The sequence below is a fragment of the Streptomyces sp. YKOK-I1 genome (assembly GCF_054660435.1).
Map to the genome: position 1 here is coordinate 9,028,382 of NZ_BAAGDR010000001.1, position 20,710 is coordinate 9,049,091.

The following is a 20,710-nucleotide window of genomic DNA, read 5'->3' on the forward strand; positions in this document are numbered from 1 at the left end:
AGGTCCTGGCGTGGACCTATTGCGCGCCGGAGCAGACCCGCGTGCGCCGGCTTCGACCCACCCCGTCTGAAGCAAGCCGATGCGGTCCTTTGGCGGGCCTGCTCTGGGGTTCTGGCGCAAGTCCCGTCGGACCGGAGTCGGGCTACTCCGCGAGGAGTCGTCGCAGCCAGTCCACGTGGGCCGCTCGGGCCGTGCGGGACAGCGCCGCCTGGGGGGCGAAGCCGTCGAAGCCGTGGAAGCCGCCGGGCCAGACGTGCAGCTCGGCCACTCCGCCCGCCTGCCAGATCCGGGAGGCGTAGGCGACGACCTCGTCCCGGAAGGTCTCCGCGGAGCCGACGTCGAGGAAGGCCGGGGGCAGCCCGGACAGGTCCTCCGCGCGGGCCGGCGCCGCGTACGGGGAGACGTCGGGGCCGCCGCGCAGCCCGCCGAGCAGGGCGCCCCAGCCGGTCTCGTTGGCCGTGCGGTCCCACACGCCGAGGCCCGCCATCTGGTGGGAGGAGGGGGTGTCGTTGCGGTCGTCCAGCATCGGGCACATCAGCAGCTGACCGATCGGCCGTGGCCCGCCCCGGTCGCGCAGCAGCAGGGCGAGCGCCGCGCTGAGCCCGCCGCCCGCGCTGGCCCCGGCGATCACGATCCGCTCCGGGTCCGCGCCCAGCTCCTTCGCGTGCTCCGCCGTCCACAGCAGTCCGGCGTACACGTCCTCGACCGGCGCCGGGTGCGGGTTCTCGGGCGCCAGCCGGTACTCCACGGACACCACGACCAGGTCCAGTTCCCGGGCCCAGTCCAGCGCCACGTCGACGCCGACCCGGTTGGTGCCGAGGACCATGCCGCCGCCGTGCACGTGGTAGACGACCGGGCGCGGCCGGGCGGGGGCCGGTGCGGTGGGCCGGCAGATCAGCAGCGAGATCTCGGGGGCGCCCTCGGGCCCCGGCACCGTCCGGTCCTCGACCTCGAAGGCGCCGCCCGCCGTCAGATCCAGCTCGGCCAGCATCGAGATGCCCGGCCCCTGGCGGATGGCCTCGATGTCCTCGGGGGACATCCCGGGCTGGATCACCTCCTTGATCAGCTCCAGCGCGGCGGCGAGCTCGGGGTCGAACGGCGGCGGAACGGATGTCATGGCTTCTCCTCACACGAGAACGCGGCGGCTCGTGCGGACATGATTCAGCCGTCCGCCGCCGTCCGGAGCACCGCCGTCCGGCGGAACCTCCCCGCCATCCGGCGGGTGACACCCTCCACGGCCGTTCCACGGCCTTCCACGGGCCCGGCGCCTTGCGAGGTCATGACCTGTCGATCACCCTCGGCTTCATCGTGCTCGTCCTCACCGTCACGACGATCACCAGCCTGCGGGCAGCCGCGGCGACTGCGGCGGCCTAGGAGGCCGGGTCCGGGGCCGACGCCGCGCGCATCATCACGCAGTCGAACTCGATCACGCGGCCGGTGGTCGCCTCGCGGGTCACCGGGTACATGCCGGTGATGCCGAAGCCCTCCGCCTCGTACGCGGCGACGGCCTCGCCCATCGTCGGGCTGCCCTCGTACAGCCGCAGACAGGCGACCTCGGACTGCATGCCCACGAAGTCCGCGACGCGCTTGCCGGCCCCGGCGAACACCTCCAGGTCATAGCCCTGGGTGTCCATCTTCAGATACGGGACGGGGTCGGCGAGCCCCGCCAGGGCCTCGTCCATCACCTCGTCGAGGCGGCGGATGCGGATCTCCTCGGTGTCGGACTTCTTGAACCGGCTGTAGCGGCCCTTGCCGTAGTCGCTGGGCGGCAGCAGGGAGTTCATGGTCAGCCAGCTCTTGTGGATCTCCGCGGTCGTCTCCTCGCGGCCCAGTCCGCACTGGTGGACCTGCCACTCGGGGTCGTTCTCCGCGGCCTTCGCCAGCCGGGCGAACGTCTCCGAGGTCGGCTCGAAGGACACGATCCGGCCGGTGTACCCGGCCTTGCGCAGCCGCTTGGCGTACTGGCCGGTGTTGGCGCCGACGTCGAAGACGCAGTTCACGCCGTACAGCTGGAGCATGGCGGTCACATGCTGGACGCACAGGTATTCGGCAGCGGAAAGCTGGATCCTGCGCTCGTCCTGGTGCTCCGGGTCCTCTATCAGGAGCACGGCCCCGGTGTCGCCGAGCGGGACGACCCCCTTCTCGGCGACCCCCGTCCGCGCGCCGCCGCGGGTGCGCCGCAGGACCCAGGTGTCCTTGTCGACACCGGTCACGCGGTACGGGCCACCCCGCCGGGAGACGACCTTCGTGGCCGCGTCCACGTCGGTCACCTCGTAGGGGCCGCCCCGCCGGGACACCACCGCCGCACCCGGGCCGAGATCGGTCACTTGGACGCCCACGCGGGGCATCAGCTGGAGCAGTCGTCGAAAAAGGGTCTGCATCCCCCAGCCTTATCAGACCGTATGGCCGGCGGTCTGCGGGTTGAACGACTTTCGACGCGGTGGCGACGGGCGGGAAACACGGGGGACACGGCGAGGGGGCCGCGGCCGTCGTGCCGCGGCCCCCTGGTGGCGTGCCCCACGCCGGGGTTCGTCCCCGTGATCAGGCGGCGAGCTCGCCCGCGGTGCCGTGCAGCCGGGCCACGACCTCGGTCAGCTGGGCGGCGACCTCGGCGTCGTCGGACGGGTGGGTCTCGGCGAAGCGGGTCAGCGAGCCCGGGATGGAGAGCTTGACGTCCTCGAGGACCTTGCCGCCGGCGATGCCCACGGCCTTGCGGGCCTCGTCCTGCGCCCATACGCCGCCGAACTGGCCGAACGCGGTGCCGACCACGGCGACGGGCTTGCCGCCGAAGGCGCCGGCGCCGTAGGGGCGGGACAGCCAGTCGATGGCGTTCTTCAGGACGGCCGGGATCGTGCCGTTGTACTCGGGGGAGAAGAGCAGGAACGCGTCGGCGGCCTGGGCGGCCTCGCGCAGCTTCGCGGCGGCGGCCGGGACGCTGCCCTCGACGTCGAGGTCCTCGTTGTAGAAGGGGATCTCGGCCAGGCCCTCGAAGAGCTCGACCTCGGCGCCCTCGGGAGCGACCTTGACGGCCGCCTCGGCGAGCTGGCGGTTGGTCGAACCGGCGCGGAGGCTGCCGACGAGCGCGAGGATGCGGACAGACATGGGAACTCCCAAGGGGCTGAAACAGGGCGTTTAAGATCCGGACCGAGGTCCGCTTAATTTCTAGCACCTTAAACGGACCGTGGTCCAGTTTCATTCCCGGTGCTTTACGCTGAGTTCATGTCCAGCCTTCTGCCGCCCTGTCCGGAGCCCGAGGAGAAGATCGGCGAGCCCCAGCAACTGATCCAGCTGGGAACCGCCGGCGACGAGCCGTGCCTGCGCGCGGACGCGGCGCGCAACCGTGCGCGGCTGCTGGACGCCGCCGCCCGGCTGATCGCCGAGCACGGCGCCGCCGGGGTGACGATGGAGGCGGTGGCCGCGGCCGCCAACGTGGGCAAGGGCACGGTCTTCCGGCGCTTCGGCGACCGCACCGGTCTGCTGATGGCGCTGCTCGACCACGCGGAGCAGAAGATGCAGGCCGCGTTCCTCGGCGGGCCCCCGCCGCTCGGACCGGGCGCGCCGCCCGTGGAGCGGCTGCGGGCCTTCGGCATCGCCCTGCTGCGCCGCCTCGCCGACGAACTGGACCTGCAACTGGCGGCCGAGGCCGCCGCGGACCGCCGCTACGCGGTGCCCGCCCATCGCGTCCAGCACAGCCATGTGGTGCTCCTGCTGCGCCAGACGCTGCCCCACGCCGACCACGAACTCCTGGCCCACACCCTGATGGGCTACCTCAACCCGGTCCTGGTCCACCATCTGACCCGGCGGTGCGGGGTGCCGATGGCCCGGCTGGAGCACGGGTGGAGCGATCTGGTGGACCGGATCACGGCAGGCGGCTGAGCGCTCGCCGCGCGCACGCCACGACACGCCGTGACGCGCCGCGCCGTACCGGAATCCTTGTTCGGGCGTTCGTCGGAATTCGCACTGATGAGCGCAGGTGCTGGTCGGCGCTTGATCAAAACTGGGCGTCCCCCGCCCAAAACGCCGCTCACAGCTTCTGCCAAGATGCCGTACGTCATGGTGCAGATACCCAACACGCCCGCGCCGACGAAGCCGCCGGCGCCGCGCCCCGTGCCCACCAGCGCCGACGTGGCCCGCCTGGCCGGAGTCTCCCGCGCGACCGTCTCCTACGTGCTGAACAACACCAGCGCCGTACGTATCAGCGAGCCCACCCGACGCCGGGTCCACGAGGCCGCGCGGGAACTGGGGTACGTGCCGCACGCGGCCGCCCGCAGCCTGCGCGCCGGACACAGCCGGGTCGTCCTGATGCCCACGCTGCCCGTCCCGGCCGGCCCCCTCTACAGCCAGTTCGTGCACGACTTCCAGGGCGCCCTCAGCCGCCTCGACTACACCGTCGTCCAGTACGGCAGCTCCGGACTGCGCGGCGACGACGCCGCCCGGGCCTGGGCCGAACTGCGGCCGGTCGCCGTGCTCGTGCCCACCCCCGGCATCGGTCCGGAGGGCGTCGCCGTCCTCAAACGGTCCGGCGCGCGGGCCGTGGTCACCCTGAGTCCCGTGCCCGTCGAGGGCGCCCACGCGCTGCTCCTGGACCACGCCCGCGTCGGCCACAGCGCCGCCGAGCACCTGCACGCGCGGGGCAGACGCCGGATCGGTGTCGTCGTGCCCGAGGAGCCCGGCATGGAGATCTTCTCCGGACCCCGCCTCACCGGCGCCCGCGAGGCCCTGCGCGGCACCGACGCCACCGTCGTCGAGCTGCCCCTCGCCTACACCCAGAGGTCCGCCGCCGCCCTCGCCGCCCGCTGGGCCGACCTGGGCCTGGACGCCGTGTTCGCCTACAACGACGAGTACGCGATGCTGCTGATGCGGGCCCTGACGGAGGCGGGGGTGCGGATCCCCGAGGACACGGCCGTCATCGGCGCCGACGACCTGATGCTGGGCCGGCTGCTGCGGCCTACGCTGAGCACGGTGCGCATCGCGCTGCCCTCCGGCCGTGAACTCGCGGCCCTGGTCGACCGGGCGGTGCGCAACCCCGGCGCGGAGCCGGAGACACACCCCCTGTCCGGCGCGACGGTGGTGCACCGCGAGTCCAGTTGATCCATGGAGGGTGCGCCCGAGCGGAACAAGCTGTTAAATGCTCAACCAGATGGGACGTGTGCGCCCCTGAGCAGTGCGTCCCGCGGGTCACCGATCGGAGAGCCATCCATGCCGCTGCTCGACCCCCAGACCTGGCAGACCTCGCAGTCCCGCGCCCTGACCGGCCCGCGGCACACCGTCACCGAGCCCGCCACCGGGGCCTCGCTCGGCACCGTCGTACTGGCCTCCGCCGCCGATGTCGCCCCGGCCGCCGAGGCCTCCCGCGCCGCCCAGGGCGAATGGGCCCGCCTGCCGCACTTCGTCCGCGCCGGGGTGCTGCGCAAGGCCGGCGACCTGTTCGCCGCACACGCCGACGAACTGCGCGACTGGCTCGTCCGCGAGTCCGGCTCCATCCCGGGCAAGGCCGACTTCGAACTGCACGTCGCCGCCCAGGAGTGCTACGAGGCCGCCGCCCTCGCCTCCCGTCCCGCCGGCCAGGTCCTGCCCAGCGAGGCGCCCAGGCTGTCGTACACCCGGCGGATCCCGGTCGGCGTGGTCGGCGTGATCTCCCCGTTCAACGCCCCGCTGATCCTCTCCATCCGCTCCGTCGCGCCCGCCCTCGCGCTCGGCAACGGGGTCGTCCTCAAGCCCGACCCGCGCACGGCGGTCTGCGGCGGCCTCTCGCTGGCCGCCGTCTTCGCCGAGGCGGGCCTGCCCGCGGGCCTCCTCCAGGTGCTGCCCGGCGGCGCCGAGACGGGCGCCGCCCTGGTCGCCGACCCGCGCGTGCCGGTCATCTCCTTCACCGGCTCCACCGCCGCGGGCCGCGCGGTCGGCGAGGCCGCCGGACGCCACCTCAAGCGCGCCCATCTGGAACTCGGCGGGAACTCCGCCCTGATCGTGCTGGAGGACGCCGACCTCGACGCGGTGATCTCCACCGCCGCCTGGGGCTCGTTCTTCCACCAGGGCCAGATCTGCATGACCACCGGCCGCCACCTGGTCCACGCCTCGCTCTACGAGGAGTACGTCGAACGGCTCGCCGCCAAGGCCGAGTCCCTGGCCGTCGGCGACCCGCACCGCGCCCAGGTCCACCTCGGCCCGCTCATCGACCGGGGCCAGCTCACCAAGGTGCACGGCCTGGTCGAGGCCAGCACGGCCGCCGGCGCGAAACTCGCCGCGGGCGGCACCCACGAGGACCTCTTCTACCGGCCGACCGTCCTCACCGGCGTCGACGAGACGACCCCGGCCTACGCGGAGGAGGTCTTCGGCCCGGTGGCCCCCGTCCGCTCCTTCACCAGCGCCGACGAGGCCGCCGCGCTCGCCGCCCACAGCGCCTACGGCCTCTCCCTGGGCATCGTCACCCGCGACGCCGCCCGCGGCCTGGACCTCGCCGAACGCATCCCCACCGGCATCGTCCACATCAACGACCAGACGGTGAACGACGAGGCCGTTGCCCCCTTCGGAGGCGTCGCCGCCTCCGGCACCGGCGCCCGCTTCGGCGGCGAGGCCAACGTGGAGGCCTTCACCGACCTGCGCTGGACGACGGTGCGCGGCGATGTGGCGCCGTACCCGTTCTGAGGTCTACTGGTCGGCCTTGGCCTGCTGCTCCGCCACCGACTTGCGGACCTCGTCCATGTCCAGCCCCCGCGCCTGCCCGATCACGTCCGCGAGGGCGGCCTCGGGCAGCGCGCCCGGCTGGGCGAACACGGCGACACGGTCACGGACGATCATCAGCGTGGGGATCGACTGGATGCCGAACGCCGCGGCCAGCTCCGGCTGCGCCTCGGTGTCCACCTTGCCGAACACCAGGTCCGGGTTGTCCTGCGCGGCCTTCTCGTACACCGGCGCGAACTGACGGCACGGGCCGCACCAGGCCGCCCAGAAGTCGATCAGGACGAAGTCGTTGTCCGTGACCGTCTGGTCGAAGTTCTCCTTGGTGAGCTCCACGGTGCTGCTCATGACCTGCAACCTTCTTCCTGGTGTGGGCTTCCTGGTCGGCACCAACACGGCCGTGCGGGCGCGTATTCCGCGCCCCTACCCGTGTGGCCACCGGGCACACCACCCACCAGACTGACCCCATGACGGAATCGGAAACCATCGCCTACGACGTCGTGGTGCTCGGGGCCGGGCCCGTGGGGGAGAACGTGGCCGACCGCACCCGTGCGGCCGGCCTCACCACCGCGGTCGTGGAGAGCGAGCTCATCGGCGGCGAGTGCTCGTACTGGGCCTGCATGCCCAGCAAGGCCCTGCTGCGCCCGGTGATCGCCCGGGCCGACGCCCGCAGACTGCCCGGACTGCGCCAGGCCGTCCAGGGACCCCTGGACGCGGACGCCGTCTTCGCCCGCCGCAACTGGTTCACCGGCGACTGGACGGACGACGGCCAGGCCGACTGGCTCACCGGCATCGGCGCCGACCTCTACCGGGGCCACGGCAGACTGGCCGGCCCGCGCACGGTGACCGTCGGGGACCGGACGCTCACCGCCCGGCACGCCGTGGTCGTCTCCACCGGCACCCGCGCCGTCCTGCCGCCGCTGCCCGGCCTCGCCGGGGTACGGCCCTGGACCAGCCGCGAGGCCACCAGCTCCCAGACCGTGCCCGGCCGGCTCGTCGTGGTCGGCGGCGGAGTCGTCGCCACCGAGATGGCCACCGCCTACCAGGCCCTCGGCTCCCGGGTCACCGTCCTCGTCCGCGGCAAGGGCCTGCTGAACCGCATGGAGCCCTTCGCCGGCGAACTCGTCGCCGAGGCGCTCACCGAGGCCGGCGCGGACGTACGGACCGGGACCTCGGTGGAGTCGGTGACCCGCGCCGACGGCACCGTCACGGTCGTCACCGGCGCCGGGGACCGGATCGAGGCCGACGAGATCCTCTTCGCCACCGGCCGCGCCCCGCGCACCGACGACATCGGCCTCGACACCATCGGCCTGGAACCCGGCTCCTGGCTCACCGTCGACGACAGCCTGCGCGTCACCGGCACCGACTGGCTGTACGCGACCGGCGACGTCAACCACCGCGCCCTCCTCACCCACCAGGGCAAGTACCAGGCCCGGATCGCGGGCGCCGCGATCGCCGCGCGCGCCGCCGGCACCCTCCTGGACGGCGCCGACCCGTGGAGCGCCCACGCCGCGACGGCCGACCACGAGAGCGTCCCCCAGGTCGTCTTCACCGACCCGGAGGCCGCCGCGGTCGGTCTCTCGCTCGCCGAGGCCGAACAGGCCGGGTACCGGGTGCGCGCCGTCGACGTCGACATGTCCTCGGCCGCCGGGGCGGGCCTGTACGGCGAGGGCTACAAGGGCCGCGCCCGGATGGTCGTCGACCTGGAGGAGGAGATCCTGCGCGGGGTCACCTTCGTCGGCCCGGGCGTCGGCGAACTGATCCACTCCGCGACCGTCGCCGTGGTCGGCCGGGTCCCGATCGCCCGCCTCTGGCACGCGGTCCCGTCCTACCCGACCCTCAGCGAGGTGTGGCTGCGCCTGCTGGAGGCCTTCCGGGACAACTGAGCTACGGCAGCTCGAAGTTCAGGGCTCCGGCCGCCTCCGACGGGGTCGGCTGGGCCCAGCGCTCCAGCACCGTCTGGTGGGCGGACAGCGAGCGCAGCTCGGCCCGGTCGAGGTACAGGGTGCCGTCGAGGTGGTCCGTCTCGTGCTGCACGATCCGGGCGGGCCACCCGGTGAACACCTCGTCCAGCGGCCGCCCGTGCTCGTCCTCGCCGGTCAGCCGGACCCCGGCGGCCCGGGCCACCACCGCCTGGTAGCCGGGCACGCTCAGACAGCCCTCGAAGAACGCGGCACGGGCCGGACCGATCTGCTCGTACGACGGGTTGACCAGGACCCGGAACGGCAGCGGCACCCGGCCGCGGGTCACCCGCACCTCCTCCGGCACCGGCGCCGGGTCCTCGATCACCGCGATCCGCAGCCCCACGCCGACCTGCGGCGCGGCCAGCCCGACGCCGGGCGCCGCGTGCATCGTGACGCGCAACGCCTCGACGAACCGGGCCAGCAGAGCCGCGCCGAGCTGACCGTCGTAGCGCTCGGTGCCGGCGCGCAGGACCGGGTCGCCGGCCGCGACGATCGGCAACGGGCCGCCCGGGGCGAGGAGTTCCTCGACGCGGTCGGCAAGGGGCGTACGGGGACGGGGAGCTGCCATCGGGCCAGCATGACATGAGCGACGCCCATGTGACGCAGGTCACGAGAACTCGTGGGAACTCGGCCCGTGCGCGATCCGACTACTGGACCGTCCCGGCTCAACCCGTCCCCCCGATCCCGGAGTAGCCCGCCGATGTCCACCGCTCCCTCGACGTCCCCCGCTTCCGGCCCCGCTCCAGAGGGGGAACCCCCGTCGGACGAGGCCTCCGAGGCAGCCCCGGCCCCGGCGCCCAAGTCCCCCGGCCTGTGGGCCCCGTTGCGCCCCCTGGTGCTGCGTCTGCACTTCTACGCGGGTGTCCTGGTCGCGCCGTTCCTGCTGGTCGCCGCCGTCACCGGCCTCCTGTACGCGGGCTCGTTCCAGGCCGAGAAGCTCCTCTACGCGCACGAGATGACCGCGCCCGTCGGCGACACCAAGCTGCCGATATCGGAGCAGGTGGCCGCCGCCCGCAAGGCCCACCCGGAGGGCACCGTCTCGGCCGTGCGGCCCTCCCCGGCGGACGGCGCCACCACCCGCGTGATGCTCTCCGGGGTCGAGGGCGTCGACCCCGAGCACACGCTCGCCGTGTTCGTCGACCCGTACACCGCCGAGGTGCGCGGCGCGCTGGAGCAGTACGGCTCGTCGGGCGCCCTGCCGGTGCGCACCTGGATCTCCGGGCTGCACCGCAACCTCCACCTCGGCGAAACCGGCCGTCTCTACAGCGAGTTCGCCGCGAGCTGGCTCTGGGTGATCGCGGCCGGCGGTGTCGCGCTGTGGTTCTCCCGCCGTCGCGCGCTGCGCAAGGTCCGCGGCACCAGCGGCCGCCGCCGCACCCTCGGGCTGCACGGCACGGTCGGCGTCTGGGCCGCCGCGGGCTTCTTCTTCCTGTCCGCGACCGGACTGACCTGGTCCACGTACGCCGGCGCCAACATCGACGAGCTGCGCACCTCCCTCAAGCAGGCCACCCCGTCCGTCTCGGCCGCGGTGAGCGGCGGCGGCGAGCACGCCGGCCATGAGGCGGCCTCCGGCTCGGGCGGCGACGGCGAGCACGGGGTCGGCCTGGACAAGGTCCTCGCCGCTGCGCGCGCCGAGGGGCTGGGCGACCCGGTCGAGATCGTGCCGCCCGCCGACGCCTCCTCGGCGTACGTCGTCAAGCAGGTGCAGCGCAGCTGGCCCGAGAAGCAGGACGCCGTCGCGATCGATCCGGCGACCGGCGAGGTCACCGACACCGTGCGGTTCGCCGACTACCCGGTGCTCGCCAAGCTGACCCGCTGGGGCATCGACCTGCACACCGGCAGCCTCTTCGGGCTGGTCAACCAGATCGCGCTGATGCTGCTCGCGCTCGCCCTGATCCTGCTGATCGTGTGGGGCTACCGCATGTGGTGGCAGCGCGGCCGGGGCTCCGCGTTCGGCCGCCCGATCCCGCGCGGCGCCTGGGCGCAGGTCCCGCCGTACGTCCTGGTCCCGCTGATGGCGGCGGTCGCCGTGCTCGGCTACTTCGTCCCGCTCCTCGGCATCCCGCTCGCCGGGTTCCTGGTGGTGGACGTGGTCCTCGGCGAACTGGCCCACCGACGGCGGACGAAGGCGAAGGCGCAGGCCTGAGTCCGCGTACACGGGAGCGGCCCGGCGGTGGGGTCCACCGCCGGGCCGCTCCAGTGTCCTGAGCCGGACTACTCCTTTGGGAAGTCCCCGGCCAGCGCCGAGGCGATCCGCAGATGCGGGCCCGCCTCCGTGTGCCGGCCCTGCCGCTCCAGGGTGCGGCCCAGCATCAGCCGGGCGTAGTGCTCCACCGGGTCGCGCTCCACGATCAGCCGCAACTCGGTCTCGGCGCGGCGCAGTTGGGCCGAGTGGTAGTAGGCGCGGGCCAGCAGCAGCCGCGGTCCCGTCTGCTCCGGCACCTCGTCGACCAGCGGCGCCAGCACCCGCGCCGCAGCGGTGTAGTCCCGCGCGTCGAAGAACAGCCTCGCGCGCTCCCAGCGCTCGGCCGGGGTCCCGTGGGTGTAGTACGCCGACTCGTTCGCCGCGTCGTACCCCGTGCCGTATGTCATGTTCACTCGTGACCTCCTTCGGGGCCGTCAACCGGGGGTGGTGGTTGAATATTCCACTACTGCTTCGGCGGTGGGGCGGCGTCGGCGGCGCCCGGAAGCTCCATACGGCCCAGCCACCCCGTGAGCAGCGCTTCGAGGGACGCGGCCTCGGCGGGCGTCAGCAGGTCCAGCAGGCGGCGTTCGTTGTGCATGTGCTCGGTGAAGGCCCGGTCGATCAGTTCGCGGCCCGGCCCGGTGAGGGCCACGATCCGGCCGCGCTGGTCGTCGGCGGAACGGCGGCGCGTGACGAGCCCGGCCCGCTCCAGCCGGTCGATCCGCTTCGTCATCGCGCCGGTGGTGACCATGGTGTGCGCCGCGAGTTCGCCGGGCGCCCGCTCATAGGGCTCCCCGGCGCGGCGCAGCGCGCACAGCACGTCGAACTCCCCCTCGCCGAGGCCGTAGCGGCCGTAGACGAGGCACAGTTCCTCGGTGAGCCGGTCGGCCAGCCGGTGCAGCCGGCCGATCACTCCCTGGGGACTCACGTCCACGTCGGGGCGCTCGCGGCGCCAGTCGGCCTGGATGCGGGCCACGCGGTCCACGGGGTTCACGGGGTTCACGGGGTCCAGCGGTTCACCGTTCTGCTCCATGGGTCCATATTAGCTTCCCAGGAAGTTATATTGGCTTCCATGGAAGCCAATCTGCGCTGGGTGGCACTGACGGCCCTGACCGCGGTCGCGCCGGTGGCCTGGGGCGCGAACTACTTCGTCACGCACGAGTTCCTGCCCGCCGACCGTCCGCTCTGGGGAGCCGCCCTGCGGGCGCTGCCCGCCGGGCTGGTCCTGCTGGCCCTGTGCCGGCGGCGGCCGCACGGCGCGTGGTGGTGGCGTTCCGCCGTGCTCGGGCTGCTCAACATGAGCGTGTTCTTCGTCCTCGTCTACGCCGCTTCCCAGCTCCTCCCGACGAGCGTCGCCTCGACGGTCATGGCGCTGTCGCCGCTCACGATGATGCTCATCGCCTGGCCCCTGGTGTCCGAGCGGCCCCGGGCGACCCACCTGGCCGGGGCCACGATCGGACTGGTCGGGGTCTGCCTCATGCTGCTCACGGGGCCGGAGGCGGTGAGCGTGCCGGGGGTGCTCGCCTCGGCCGCCGCGCTGCTGGTGTCGTCCTTCGGTCACATCCTGGCCAAACGCTGGAGCACCGGCACGGACGTGCTCGCGTCGACGGCCTGGCAGCTCACGGCCGGCGGCCTCTTCCTGCTCCCGGCCGCCGCGGCGGTGGAGGGCGCTCCACCCGCCCCCTCCACCCCGACCCTCCTGGCTTTCGCCTACGTCTCCCTCGTCGCCACGGCCCTGGCCTTCGTCGTCTGGTTCACCGGTCTACGGCACCTGCCCGCGGGCACGGTCGGTCTGATCGGCCTGCTCAACCCGGTGACCGGCGTCGTCCTCGGCACGGCGATCGCGGGGGAGGCCCTGTCCGTCCAGCAACTGGCCGGCCTGGCCCTGGTCCTGTCGGGGGTCACCCTGGGCCGCCCCCGACGCACACCCCGGCCTTCCGGGCCGGCGCACTCGGCCCCGGGCCCGGAGCGGCAGGTGGCGAGAACGTCTCCCGTCCTCCCCGGCGTCGAGGGCGATCGGTCATGATCGGTGCATGAAGGAGATCGTGCTGATGCCGGATCCGGCGATCCCGGCAGTCGACTGCGGCGAACCACTCGTCGACGTCCGGCTCGACGGATTCCTGGCCGCCGACTTCCGCAAGGCCGCCCCCTCGGGGGGCGTTCACGCGTCTGCGTACATCCGGCCCGTGCTCGTGACGTCCCGAACACCGCATATTCCTTGCCGTAGGCCGAGTCGCGATGCGGTCGCTCTCGTCTGGGGCGGCGACTACCCGTTGGCCGCCGCGCCGTTCATCGCCGGGCCCAGGTCCGCCGGGGTGGACGTGGCGTTCGGCGGCGGGGGAAGGACGACCAGCGGCTGACCGGCGGGCGGGACGGGCGGCGTCATGTCCGTCTTGGGCAGGGTCGGCGGCTTGGTCTGGTTGAACAGGGTGGTGTCGAAGTCGACCAGACCGGTGTTCTCCATCACCGTGATGTGGTCGAGGACGGTGTCGTTGGCCTGGTCAGCCAGGGCGCGTACCAGGGAGTTCTTCGTCGTCGAGCGGACCTTCGCCACGGTGTTGAAAATGGAACCGTGCGTCATGCGCAGGATGTTGGCGAAGTCGACGTCGAACTGCTTGCCCTGGGACGCCTTCAGGGTGGTGACGAACCCCTCCTGCTGCGGGCTGGCCACGTTGGGCAGGACGACGTTCAGCATCGGCGCGATCTTGCGGCAGGTCTCGTCCAGCGCCGCGTGTCCGTCGATCAGGTGCTCGCTCGCGGTGATGACGGCCTTGCTCTGGCCCTTCTCCACCCCGATCAGTCCGACGGGGTGCTCCCAGAGACCGGCCGCCCGCACCGCCACCACGAAGGCCCGGTCGCTTTCGGTGAACGGCCCCCACTGGGTGTTGGCGATGAGCCGGTCGGACGAGGTCGACACGGTGGTCAGACCGAGCATCGACGGATATACGAGGGCGCTCACTGTCAGGGCCAGGGCGCCGCCCACGACGAGAGTGCCCACGATGTTCCGTGAGATCTGCACTGTTCCTCCTGCGCGGTCGAGGGATTGGTCGAGTCGCTCATCGCCCGGCGGGGCGGCGGTCGCAGACGAATACGTGCGTGACGTGGCTTGGGCTCACCCCGTCCCAATAAATGTTCAAGAGGGAGCAAAGAAGATCTTGACTGTGGCCGTTCGAAGGAGGGAGTGCGCGCCGCGCATCCGGCGCCGGCCGTCATCTGCCTGGGCGGATGAGGCTTTCCAGTGTCCGAGGCAGTGGATACACCCGCTCTGCGGGGAGCAGCCGCCGGGCTTGGGCGGCCTGCCCGCCTTGCGCCAACGCCGCGGCCTTGCGGACCTGCGGGGTGAGGTCGGTGAGGCCGACGATCCAGTCGTCGGTGAACGCACGGATCAGACCGCGGCCGATGCCGACCTGGATGCTGTAGTGGTTCAGTGCGGCTCCCCGCAACGAGCGTTCCGGGTCCCACTGGACATGGACCGCCGCCTGAGCGACAGCTGCCGGATCCGCGGTCGTGAGCACAGCCTGGGACAGCGCCTCCTCCCAGCCCTGCCGGGTCATCCGTACTGCGAGAACGCGCTCTTGACCGGGTTTGCGGGCCCAGTTGCTGCGATGCATGAGCCACAGGAACGAGGGCTTGATCCACGTCATCCTGTGGAAGGAGAACGGCGCGACGAAGCGGCCCGCTCGCAGCGTCGCATCGGCCAGGGCAGGCGCGTATGCCTGGTAGACCACGATCGTGTCGGCATCGTAGTCCGCGCGAACCTGGTACTGGGGTGCCATGCGCCGCACCCTGTCATCCGCTCCCCTGGCATCGCGAACGTTTTTCCCACCCCGGCCGGAGTGGATGTGCTGGTCATGGGCGCTGGTTGACGGCTGCTACGAGGACGGTCGCCTCGCGGCCGACGGGGCCACCAGCGGAGCCGGACTGCCACCAGCAGAGCTGGAATCGGCCCTCCGCGCCCTCAGGGGCGGTGCAGGGTGATGACCGAAGGGGTGTCCGGGTCCCCCTTGACGACGAAGAGTTGTGGCCGGTCGGCCGTGCCGGCCGCCTGCCAGTCGCGGAGGGCGCCGCAGCCCTGGATCGTGAGCGTGATGCGGTCCCGCGGTCCGCCGTGGGCCGGGCGGCCGGCCTCGGGCTGCGGCGCGAAGGTCCACGTCCCGGTGCCGTCGCAGGAGTCCCACGGCCCGGCGTTCTCGTCGACCAACGGCAGGTTGATGCCCTCGGCCTCGCCGTTCTCGTCCAGTCGCAGCCGGTACGCGCCACCGCCGCCGTACCAGTCCCCGACGTACTCGCTCCGGTCGAGCCGGGGCGGCTCGTAGGCGTGCCAGTGGGTCCACTGCTGGAGGCACCCGCCGACCACGGTGAGGAGCAGGGCCGCTCCGGTGACAGCGCCGATCCGGGCCGCCATCGCGCTCCACCCCAGCGACCGGTGGTGCGCGTACCAGGCCGCCGTCACCGGGAGGAGTCCGGTGCCCGCGATCCAGGCCACCGTCCACCCGACCGGGACGCGCCACACGGAGGCGGCCCACGCCGTGTGGGCCGCGGTGACCGCGGCGGCCCCGAGCGCCGCTCGCAGCGCCGCCCACGGCGGAGCCGGCATAAGCCGGGCCAGTGCCATGGCGGGCAGGGTGAACAGCAGCCAGTGCAGGTACCCGGCGAGGACCACGAGGAGGAGCACCCGGGGGAGCCAGGTGAGGGCGCCGCCGGCGAAGCCGATGCCGTGGTCGTCGCGCATGCCGGCGGTGGCGAGGAAGACCGCTCCCGCGACGACGAGCTGCGCCATGAAGGCCAGCTCCGCCCCGGTCGCCAGGTACGACCACCTCCCGCCGGGCGCCGGAACGGCGGACTGCGGACTCGGCTGCAGTGCCACTACCGGCACCCCCATCCCTGGTCATCAGCCGCGTGACGCCGTAGCCGCGCCCCCGGCCATCGCCAACCGTGAACACCCCGCGTGCCGCAGCCCGTTTCACCCGGGAGCCTCCCAGACGCTCCCACTCGGCCGCCTCGGGGGAACTACGCAAGCGCACACGTATGCGAGACGGGCCCAAGGCGCGAAGCCTACGAGCGCTGATCAGCCGGTCGGGCCGCCCGGCGCTGATATGGCCCGACTGAGCAAGGCGCAGCGCCGCTGTTGTCATGTCTCCGTGGCGACCGTTGTGTCTTCCCTGCTACGATCAGGCTCCGATTTGAACGCGTTCAAAGTGAGGATTGCGTGCCCGAGTCTGTCACGCCCGACCGAAGTGACACACCCGCCGTCGCCTTGGGGCCCACGGCGCTGATGCTCGGGATCATCTCTGCCGTGGGGGCATGGCCGGCGTTCATGTTCGCCGTGTTTCCGTGGTCGATCCTCGCCGGCGCCCTCTCCGTCACCTTCGGCGCCATGGGTATTCACTACGCCCGCCTGGGCGCAGGCCGCTTGTGGACCGCAGTGGCAGGGACCACCCTTGGGGCAACCGGACTGGCCGTTGCCATCACCTTCATCGGGGCGCTCGGCGTCTGGTGAGTGGCAGCCTCCAGTACCGCGAACGCCGCACCGAGGGACGGCGGCGAGGTCGGAGCACCGAGAATCCCGTCCCCGGCGCCGCAGGCTCAGGACCCGGCACGGTCCCGCGGCCTGAACTACGTGTTCGATTGCGTGATTTCCCTGATGGCACCGGGACATATTCCGGGAGAGAATCCTCCGAAACGCTCATTGATGCCGGCGGCAACCGTGGAAGCGGGCGGATGCGTCAGGGACTGTGAGTCCGCGCGTGAAGGAGTGAATTTTGCCTGGCAATCTCCAGACGGATCCACACGTCACCGCCGCCTTCGATACCCCCGCACCTGTCTACCGTCCTGATTCTCGACTTTGGGCGGTCCTTCGGCACTCACTGTCGATCACCCTGACGACAGCAGTCATCACCACGGCCTTCATGGTCCTCACCCTTCCGATGATGGCGGTTTTTCTCATCGACGATGACTTTGTCCTCACCGAGTACGCCGAGTCCGTTCTGTGGGCCGCCGGCATGGGGTTTATCGCAAGCCTTCTCATCTCTCCCCTTGCCTTTGGATTTGAGCGGCTGGTCATGCGTGGCGGCCGGGCATGGAAGGTGCTGGCGGTGTGCGCACCTGTAGCCTCTCCGGTCGCGGCTGTACTGCTTGTTGTCTCACTGGCCAAAATTCCGCACTCGGCCGCCGTCTCTGATGCCGTCGGTGTTGCGATCCTGTGCTTCATGAGCTTCGCCGTCTATTGGTTGTCGCTGTGGTCATTGAATGCTGTTCGCTACGGCGTTTGGCGCCTTGTCCACCGCATGAGCCGAGGCCGGCGGTTCGGCTGAGCTTTCCGCACCCACCCCCGGTGGCCGATATCGCGAGGTGCCGGAAAGGTCCCGTGAGTCACGGCCGGATGCACGCGGCCGGTGAAGACTGCGACAGAGGTGATGAGATGAGTGACCACTCTCCGTACCCCCCTTTCCCGCCAGGGTTTGGCCCGCCTCCGCCTCCTCGGCGCCGTCCTGCCGAAACAGTGCTCATAGCCGTGTCGGGGGTCCTGTTCGGTGTGGCTGCCCTGAACACCGCCGCGCTGTCCTTCCTGTTCCTCTTTCTCGGCGACGGCTGCGGGTCGCCGGACAGTCCGCCGGCCTGCAGCAGCGACTGGTGGGGGATGGTGGCGTTTCTGGGACCCGTGGCCTCGCTGGCCGCGGCCGGCGGCACCGGGTTCCTCTGCTTCACCTGGGCTCGGCGGCGGGGCTGGACACCATGGCTGGCCCTGTTGCCGGCAGTGCTGATCTACGGGACCGCGACGCACCTCGTCCACCACAGCTGGGGGTGGACATCCATGGGCGTCATCCGCACCCTTTTCTCCGATTTCATGGATGCGGTGGCGGCCAGCGGCGATCGCCCATAGCCGTCCCGGCGCGCCAGCGGCTCTACGCGCCTTGCGCCAGGGCTTCGGTGGGGAGGCGTGACGCCCGGTCGGTGATCAACCGAGGCCGGCAGCATCCGAGAGGCCGCGCCGTCAGCGGTCACTGGTTCATGGCAAGCAGAGAGACGGGCTTGAGCCTGCTGGTGCGCCCGCCCGCCTTTCCTCAGGTCAGCGCGTCCTTCCGCGTGGTTTGAGTGGTGTGGCCGGCAGCTCCGGCGCGGGCGAGTTCTGCGTGGCGGCGTAGTCCCCCGGGCCGCGGGGAGCGGACACCCGGGCGTCGGTGGTCTCCTCCGCCACGTGCGCCACGTAGAAGGGGCTGGAGAAACCGGTGTCGTTGTGGAAGTGCGTGAACACGAAGGACGCCGACTGGTGCTCGGCCGGGGCGAGAGTGAGGGCACCGACGATCACGGCTACACCGATCAGCTGCCACCACACCGATCTCGAGTTCAGCACGGTGACCAGGCGAACACCGATTGAGTCGAGCGTGCCGTACGACCAGGATGACGCCGAAGATGGCCATGGTCCATGGGCCGGTGGGGGTGATGCCCCCTTGCATCTGCGCGAACGCTTCGAGGAGATTGAGCCAGCCGGTCACCCACCCCCAGCGGGCGCGTGATCTGCATCCTGGCCGGCGGCATGAGCCTGTTCGGGTTCGGCATGAGCCACGGCGGGCCCGAGAGGGAGATCTGATGACTGGTCAGTAAAGTCGGCATTGGGTCAGCATCGGTCCAGCCAAAGCAGGCCACAGATGCCCACGAATGGGGAGCGTGGACAGCCTCGGAGGCGTGTGTTCGGCAGCATCCGAGGGTCCGAGCCGTCGGCGATCACCGGTTCACGGGAAGCAGCGAGACGGGCTGGAGCGTTCTGGAACGCAAGTCCGACTTTCCCCAGGTCACCGCGTCCTTCCCCGCGGTTTCAGGGGTGTCGCCGGCAGCTCCGGCGCGGGCAGCGGAGCCCCGTCGTAGCCCCGTACCTCCCCGAATCGTGCCCCCTTCATCCAGTCCTCGCGGGCCTGTTCGATCTCGTCCTGAGACCGTCCGACGAAGTTCCACCACATGATCAGCTCCTCCTCGAAGGGCTCGCCGCCCAGGAGCATCAGGCCCGCGTCGGAGGCGGCGCGCAGGGGGAGATCGGTGCGGCCGCAGCCGAGGTAGAGGAGGGAGCCCGGCAGGACCGGGACGCCGTCCACGTGGACCTCGCCGGACATCGACAGGACGCCGTACTCGAAGTCCGGGACGAGCGGCAGGCGTACGTCCGTGCCCTGGGCGAGGGCGAGGTCCGCGCCCACGATCGGGGTGTACGTCGTCCCGGGGGAGCGGGAGCCGTCGAGTTCGCCGAGGACGAGGGTGGCCGTGAGGCCGGGGGCGGTGACCGTGGGCAGCGCGGCGTGGTGTTCGAAGCGGGGCTCGGTGTGGCGGTGGGCGTCGGGGAGGGCCACCCAGAGCTGGGCGCCGTGGAGGAAGCGGGCGTGGGTCCGCGGGCTCTCCTCGGAGTGACTGATCGCGCGGCCCGAGGTCATGAGGCCGAGTTCGCGGGGGCGGACGGTCTGCAGGCTGCCCGTGGAGTCGCGGTGCAGCACCTCGCCCGCGTGCAGCCAGCTGACGGTCTGGAGTCCCATGTGCGGGTGCGGCGGCACCTGCATACCGGGTTCGTCGGCGATGTCGTCGGGGCCGTAGTGGTCGACGAAGGCCCAGGCGCCGATCATGCGCCGGCCCAGGTTCGGCAGCAGCCGGCGCACCTCGGTCGACTCGCCGAGCTTCACCCTGCGGGGGCTCAGCAGCTCGCGGACGGGTTCGGCGACGACGAATCCACGCCCGCCGCACACGCTCGGCACGGGCGCACGGTCAAGGTTGCTCATGCGGTCAACCTAGCGGCCGGGTCCCCGGGACGGGCCGACTCGCCGCCCGTTCTTCAGTCGTTCAGCGTCGCCGCGAGCTCCCGGCCGGCCTCGGCGATCTCGCTGTCCCGGTCCGTGAGGAGGTCCTCCAGGAGGTCGCGCTGGGCCCGGACGGCGTGGCGGGCCTCGCGTTCCCAGGCCACGTGGTTGTCGGGGTGGCGCAGCAGCTTGGGGTAGGCGGCGGCCGTGGTCTCCCACTGGCGGGCGTCGGCGATGCTCTTCAGCAGGCGCAGTATCGCCACCCGGCAGGTGACCTGCGGGAGCCGTGCGAGTTCCCAGAGGAACGGCACCGTGGCCGCGGTCGCCTGGTCCACCACGAAGCCGTACCGGCAGATACGGCGCCGCAGTTGCCCGAGGGCGCCTTCTGCGGTCTTGGCGTCGCCGCGGGCGACGGTGGTGAGCAGGGCGGGGATGCCGGCGGCGGATCCGGTGGTGTCCTGGATCTCGGGCCAGGGCACATGTCCCAGGTCCTTCAGGGGTGAGGTTCTCTTCGTGGCAGTCATGTCGTGGTGGTGCGGGTCGGCAGCATGGCCCAGACGGTCTTGCCCGCGGGGGAGCGGCGGGTCCAGCCCCAGTGCTCGGAGAGGGCTTCGACGATGTGCAGCCCGCGGCCGTGCTCCAGCAGGTCGTCGCCGGGGTGCGGGTAGAGGGGCGGGCTGTCGCTGGGGTCGGTGACGGCGCACATCAGGTGCGCGCGGCGCAGGGTGAGTCTGAGCCGTACGTCGAAGTGATCCGTCGGCAGGTGCGGCAGGCCGTGCAGGACGGCGTTGGAGGCGAGTTCGGTGACGACGGTGAGCGCGTCGTCCGTGCAGTGGTCGAGGGACCAGCCGCCGAGCGTGCGACGGGTGAAGTTCCGTGCCTCCACGCATCCCTCCCGGTCGCCCCCGAGATGCAGGCTCGAGGTTCTGAACGAGTCGAGGACGGACTCGTGGTTCCGGAACTGCGCAGGTGATGACACGGGGCATCTCCCTGAGGCGAGGTCAGGACGGGTTGCCGGAAGTGCGGTTGACGGCATGGTTATTATCCACGCTGACGATGTCCTCGTGCAATTTCACGGGAAATTGCGCGTACGAAGCGAGGAGAGT

At 71.8% G+C, this 20,710-nt stretch carries 22 protein-coding genes and 1 pseudogene; 9 read left to right on the forward strand and 14 right to left on the reverse strand.

Features of this window, described 5'->3' with window-relative positions; genetic code table 11:
* Positions 1-142: 142 nt before the first annotated feature.
* The 3 genes from ACYQ8Q_RS40170 to ACYQ8Q_RS40180 form a co-directional block, all read right to left on the reverse strand.
* Positions 143-1,117: an alpha/beta hydrolase gene (locus tag ACYQ8Q_RS40170; RefSeq protein WP_460071763.1), complete on the reverse strand. Its 975-nt coding sequence runs from the start codon at positions 1,115-1,117 to the stop codon at positions 143-145.
* A 253-nt stretch (positions 1,118-1,370) separates the two neighbouring features.
* Positions 1,371-2,381, reverse strand: a complete 1,011-nt coding sequence (locus tag ACYQ8Q_RS40175; protein WP_460071765.1) for an FkbM family methyltransferase — start codon at positions 2,379-2,381, stop codon at positions 1,371-1,373.
* Between the two features lie 160 nt (positions 2,382-2,541).
* The gene (locus ACYQ8Q_RS40180) at positions 2,542-3,102 is read right to left on the reverse strand and encodes an NAD(P)H-dependent oxidoreductase (RefSeq protein ID WP_460071767.1); all 561 of its coding nucleotides are present in this window, start codon (positions 3,100-3,102) and stop codon (positions 2,542-2,544) included.
* A 117-nt stretch (positions 3,103-3,219) separates the two neighbouring features.
* On the opposite strand from ACYQ8Q_RS40180, the gene ACYQ8Q_RS40185 reads away from it, so the two are divergent.
* The 3 genes from ACYQ8Q_RS40185 (at position 3,220) to ACYQ8Q_RS40195 (ending at position 6,645) form a co-directional block, all read left to right on the forward strand.
* Positions 3,220-3,876 (forward strand): TetR/AcrR family transcriptional regulator, encoded by a 657-nt coding sequence (locus ACYQ8Q_RS40185; protein ID WP_460071769.1) that lies wholly within the window; start codon positions 3,220-3,222, stop codon positions 3,874-3,876.
* Between the two features lie 177 nt (positions 3,877-4,053).
* Positions 4,054-5,091 carry a LacI family DNA-binding transcriptional regulator gene (locus ACYQ8Q_RS40190; protein WP_460071771.1) on the forward strand — a complete coding sequence of 346 codons (1,038 nt, stop codon included), beginning with the start codon at positions 4,054-4,056 and terminating at the stop codon, positions 5,089-5,091.
* A 108-nt stretch (positions 5,092-5,199) separates the two neighbouring features.
* A complete protein-coding gene (locus tag ACYQ8Q_RS40195; RefSeq protein ID WP_460071773.1) occupies positions 5,200-6,645 on the forward strand; it encodes a benzaldehyde dehydrogenase in 1,446 nt (481 codons plus the stop codon).
* 3 nt (positions 6,646-6,648) lie between these two features.
* On the opposite strand, the gene trxA is transcribed toward ACYQ8Q_RS40195, so the two are convergent.
* A complete protein-coding gene (gene trxA / locus ACYQ8Q_RS40200) occupies positions 6,649-7,026 on the reverse strand; it encodes a thioredoxin (protein ID WP_460071775.1) in 378 nt (125 codons plus the stop codon).
* A 119-nt stretch (positions 7,027-7,145) separates the two neighbouring features.
* On the opposite strand from trxA, the gene ACYQ8Q_RS40205 reads away from it, so the two are divergent.
* On the forward strand, positions 7,146-8,564 hold the full coding sequence (locus tag ACYQ8Q_RS40205) for a dihydrolipoyl dehydrogenase family protein (RefSeq protein WP_460071777.1): 1,419 nt from the start codon (positions 7,146-7,148) through the stop codon (positions 8,562-8,564).
* Between the two features lies 1 nt (position 8,565).
* Here the strand turns inward: ACYQ8Q_RS40205 and ACYQ8Q_RS40210 are convergent, their stop codons facing one another.
* Positions 8,566-9,210 carry a peptide deformylase gene (locus ACYQ8Q_RS40210; protein WP_460071779.1) on the reverse strand — a complete coding sequence of 215 codons (645 nt, stop codon included), beginning with the start codon at positions 9,208-9,210 and terminating at the stop codon, positions 8,566-8,568.
* A 132-nt stretch (positions 9,211-9,342) separates the two neighbouring features.
* Here ACYQ8Q_RS40210 and ACYQ8Q_RS40215 point away from each other — a divergent pair, with 132 nt between their 5' ends.
* A complete protein-coding gene (locus ACYQ8Q_RS40215) occupies positions 9,343-10,788 on the forward strand; it encodes a PepSY-associated TM helix domain-containing protein (RefSeq protein ID WP_460071781.1) in 1,446 nt (481 codons plus the stop codon).
* Positions 10,789-10,856: 68 nt separating this feature from the next.
* Here the strand turns inward: ACYQ8Q_RS40215 and ACYQ8Q_RS40220 are convergent, their stop codons facing one another.
* Complete coding sequence (locus ACYQ8Q_RS40220; RefSeq protein ID WP_460073685.1) at positions 10,857-11,234, reverse strand: tetratricopeptide repeat protein; 378 nt, start codon at positions 11,232-11,234, stop codon at positions 10,857-10,859.
* Between the two features lie 56 nt (positions 11,235-11,290).
* Positions 11,291-11,860 carry a MarR family winged helix-turn-helix transcriptional regulator gene (locus ACYQ8Q_RS40225; RefSeq protein ID WP_460071782.1) on the reverse strand — a complete coding sequence of 190 codons (570 nt, stop codon included), beginning with the start codon at positions 11,858-11,860 and terminating at the stop codon, positions 11,291-11,293.
* Positions 11,861-11,899: 39 nt separating this feature from the next.
* Between ACYQ8Q_RS40225 and ACYQ8Q_RS40230 the strand changes: the two genes are divergently transcribed.
* Positions 11,900-12,853, forward strand: coding sequence for an EamA family transporter (locus tag ACYQ8Q_RS40230; RefSeq protein WP_460071783.1), 954 nt, complete (start codon positions 11,900-11,902; stop codon positions 12,851-12,853).
* Between the two features lie 240 nt (positions 12,854-13,093).
* On the opposite strand, the gene ACYQ8Q_RS40235 is transcribed toward ACYQ8Q_RS40230, so the two are convergent.
* The 3 genes from ACYQ8Q_RS40235 to ACYQ8Q_RS40245 all read right to left on the reverse strand — a co-directional run bounded on the left by ACYQ8Q_RS40235 (position 13,094) and on the right by ACYQ8Q_RS40245 (position 15,694).
* Positions 13,094-13,810 carry a DUF4142 domain-containing protein gene (locus ACYQ8Q_RS40235; protein WP_460073687.1) on the reverse strand — a complete coding sequence of 239 codons (717 nt, stop codon included), beginning with the start codon at positions 13,808-13,810 and terminating at the stop codon, positions 13,094-13,096.
* A gap of 226 nt (positions 13,811-14,036) precedes the next feature.
* Complete coding sequence (locus ACYQ8Q_RS40240) at positions 14,037-14,603, reverse strand: DUF4291 domain-containing protein (RefSeq protein ID WP_460071785.1); 567 nt, start codon at positions 14,601-14,603, stop codon at positions 14,037-14,039.
* 182 nt (positions 14,604-14,785) lie between these two features.
* Positions 14,786-15,694, reverse strand: a complete 909-nt coding sequence (locus tag ACYQ8Q_RS40245; RefSeq protein WP_460071787.1) for a hypothetical protein — start codon at positions 15,692-15,694, stop codon at positions 14,786-14,788.
* 342 nt (positions 15,695-16,036) lie between these two features.
* On the opposite strand from ACYQ8Q_RS40245, the gene ACYQ8Q_RS40250 reads away from it, so the two are divergent.
* The 3 genes from ACYQ8Q_RS40250 (at position 16,037) to ACYQ8Q_RS40260 (ending at position 17,710) form a co-directional block, all read left to right on the forward strand.
* Complete coding sequence (locus ACYQ8Q_RS40250; RefSeq protein ID WP_460071788.1) at positions 16,037-16,327, forward strand: hypothetical protein; 291 nt, start codon at positions 16,037-16,039, stop codon at positions 16,325-16,327.
* Positions 16,328-16,589: 262 nt separating this feature from the next.
* Positions 16,590-17,141, forward strand: a complete 552-nt coding sequence (locus tag ACYQ8Q_RS40255; RefSeq protein WP_460071789.1) for a hypothetical protein — start codon at positions 16,590-16,592, stop codon at positions 17,139-17,141.
* 221 nt (positions 17,142-17,362) lie between these two features.
* On the forward strand, positions 17,363-17,710 hold the full coding sequence (locus tag ACYQ8Q_RS40260) for a hypothetical protein (RefSeq protein WP_460071791.1): 348 nt from the start codon (positions 17,363-17,365) through the stop codon (positions 17,708-17,710).
* A 270-nt stretch (positions 17,711-17,980) separates the two neighbouring features.
* On the opposite strand, the pseudogene ACYQ8Q_RS40265 reads toward ACYQ8Q_RS40260, so the two are convergent.
* The 4 genes and pseudogenes from ACYQ8Q_RS40265 to ACYQ8Q_RS40280 all read right to left on the reverse strand — a co-directional run.
* A pseudogene (locus tag ACYQ8Q_RS40265) lies at positions 17,981-18,335 on the reverse strand (amino acid permease); the annotation flags it as partial.
* Between the two features lie 285 nt (positions 18,336-18,620).
* Positions 18,621-19,586 carry a pirin family protein gene (locus tag ACYQ8Q_RS40270; protein ID WP_460071793.1) on the reverse strand — a complete coding sequence of 322 codons (966 nt, stop codon included), beginning with the start codon at positions 19,584-19,586 and terminating at the stop codon, positions 18,621-18,623.
* A gap of 53 nt (positions 19,587-19,639) precedes the next feature.
* On the reverse strand, positions 19,640-20,128 hold the full coding sequence (locus ACYQ8Q_RS40275; protein ID WP_460071795.1) for a hypothetical protein: 489 nt from the start codon (positions 20,126-20,128) through the stop codon (positions 19,640-19,642).
* The gene (locus ACYQ8Q_RS40280; protein WP_460071797.1) at positions 20,125-20,490 is read right to left on the reverse strand and encodes an ATP-binding protein; all 366 of its coding nucleotides are present in this window, start codon (positions 20,488-20,490) and stop codon (positions 20,125-20,127) included. Before ACYQ8Q_RS40280 ends, ACYQ8Q_RS40275 begins: the two co-directional genes overlap by 4 nt.
* Positions 20,491-20,710: the final 220 nt, after the last annotated feature.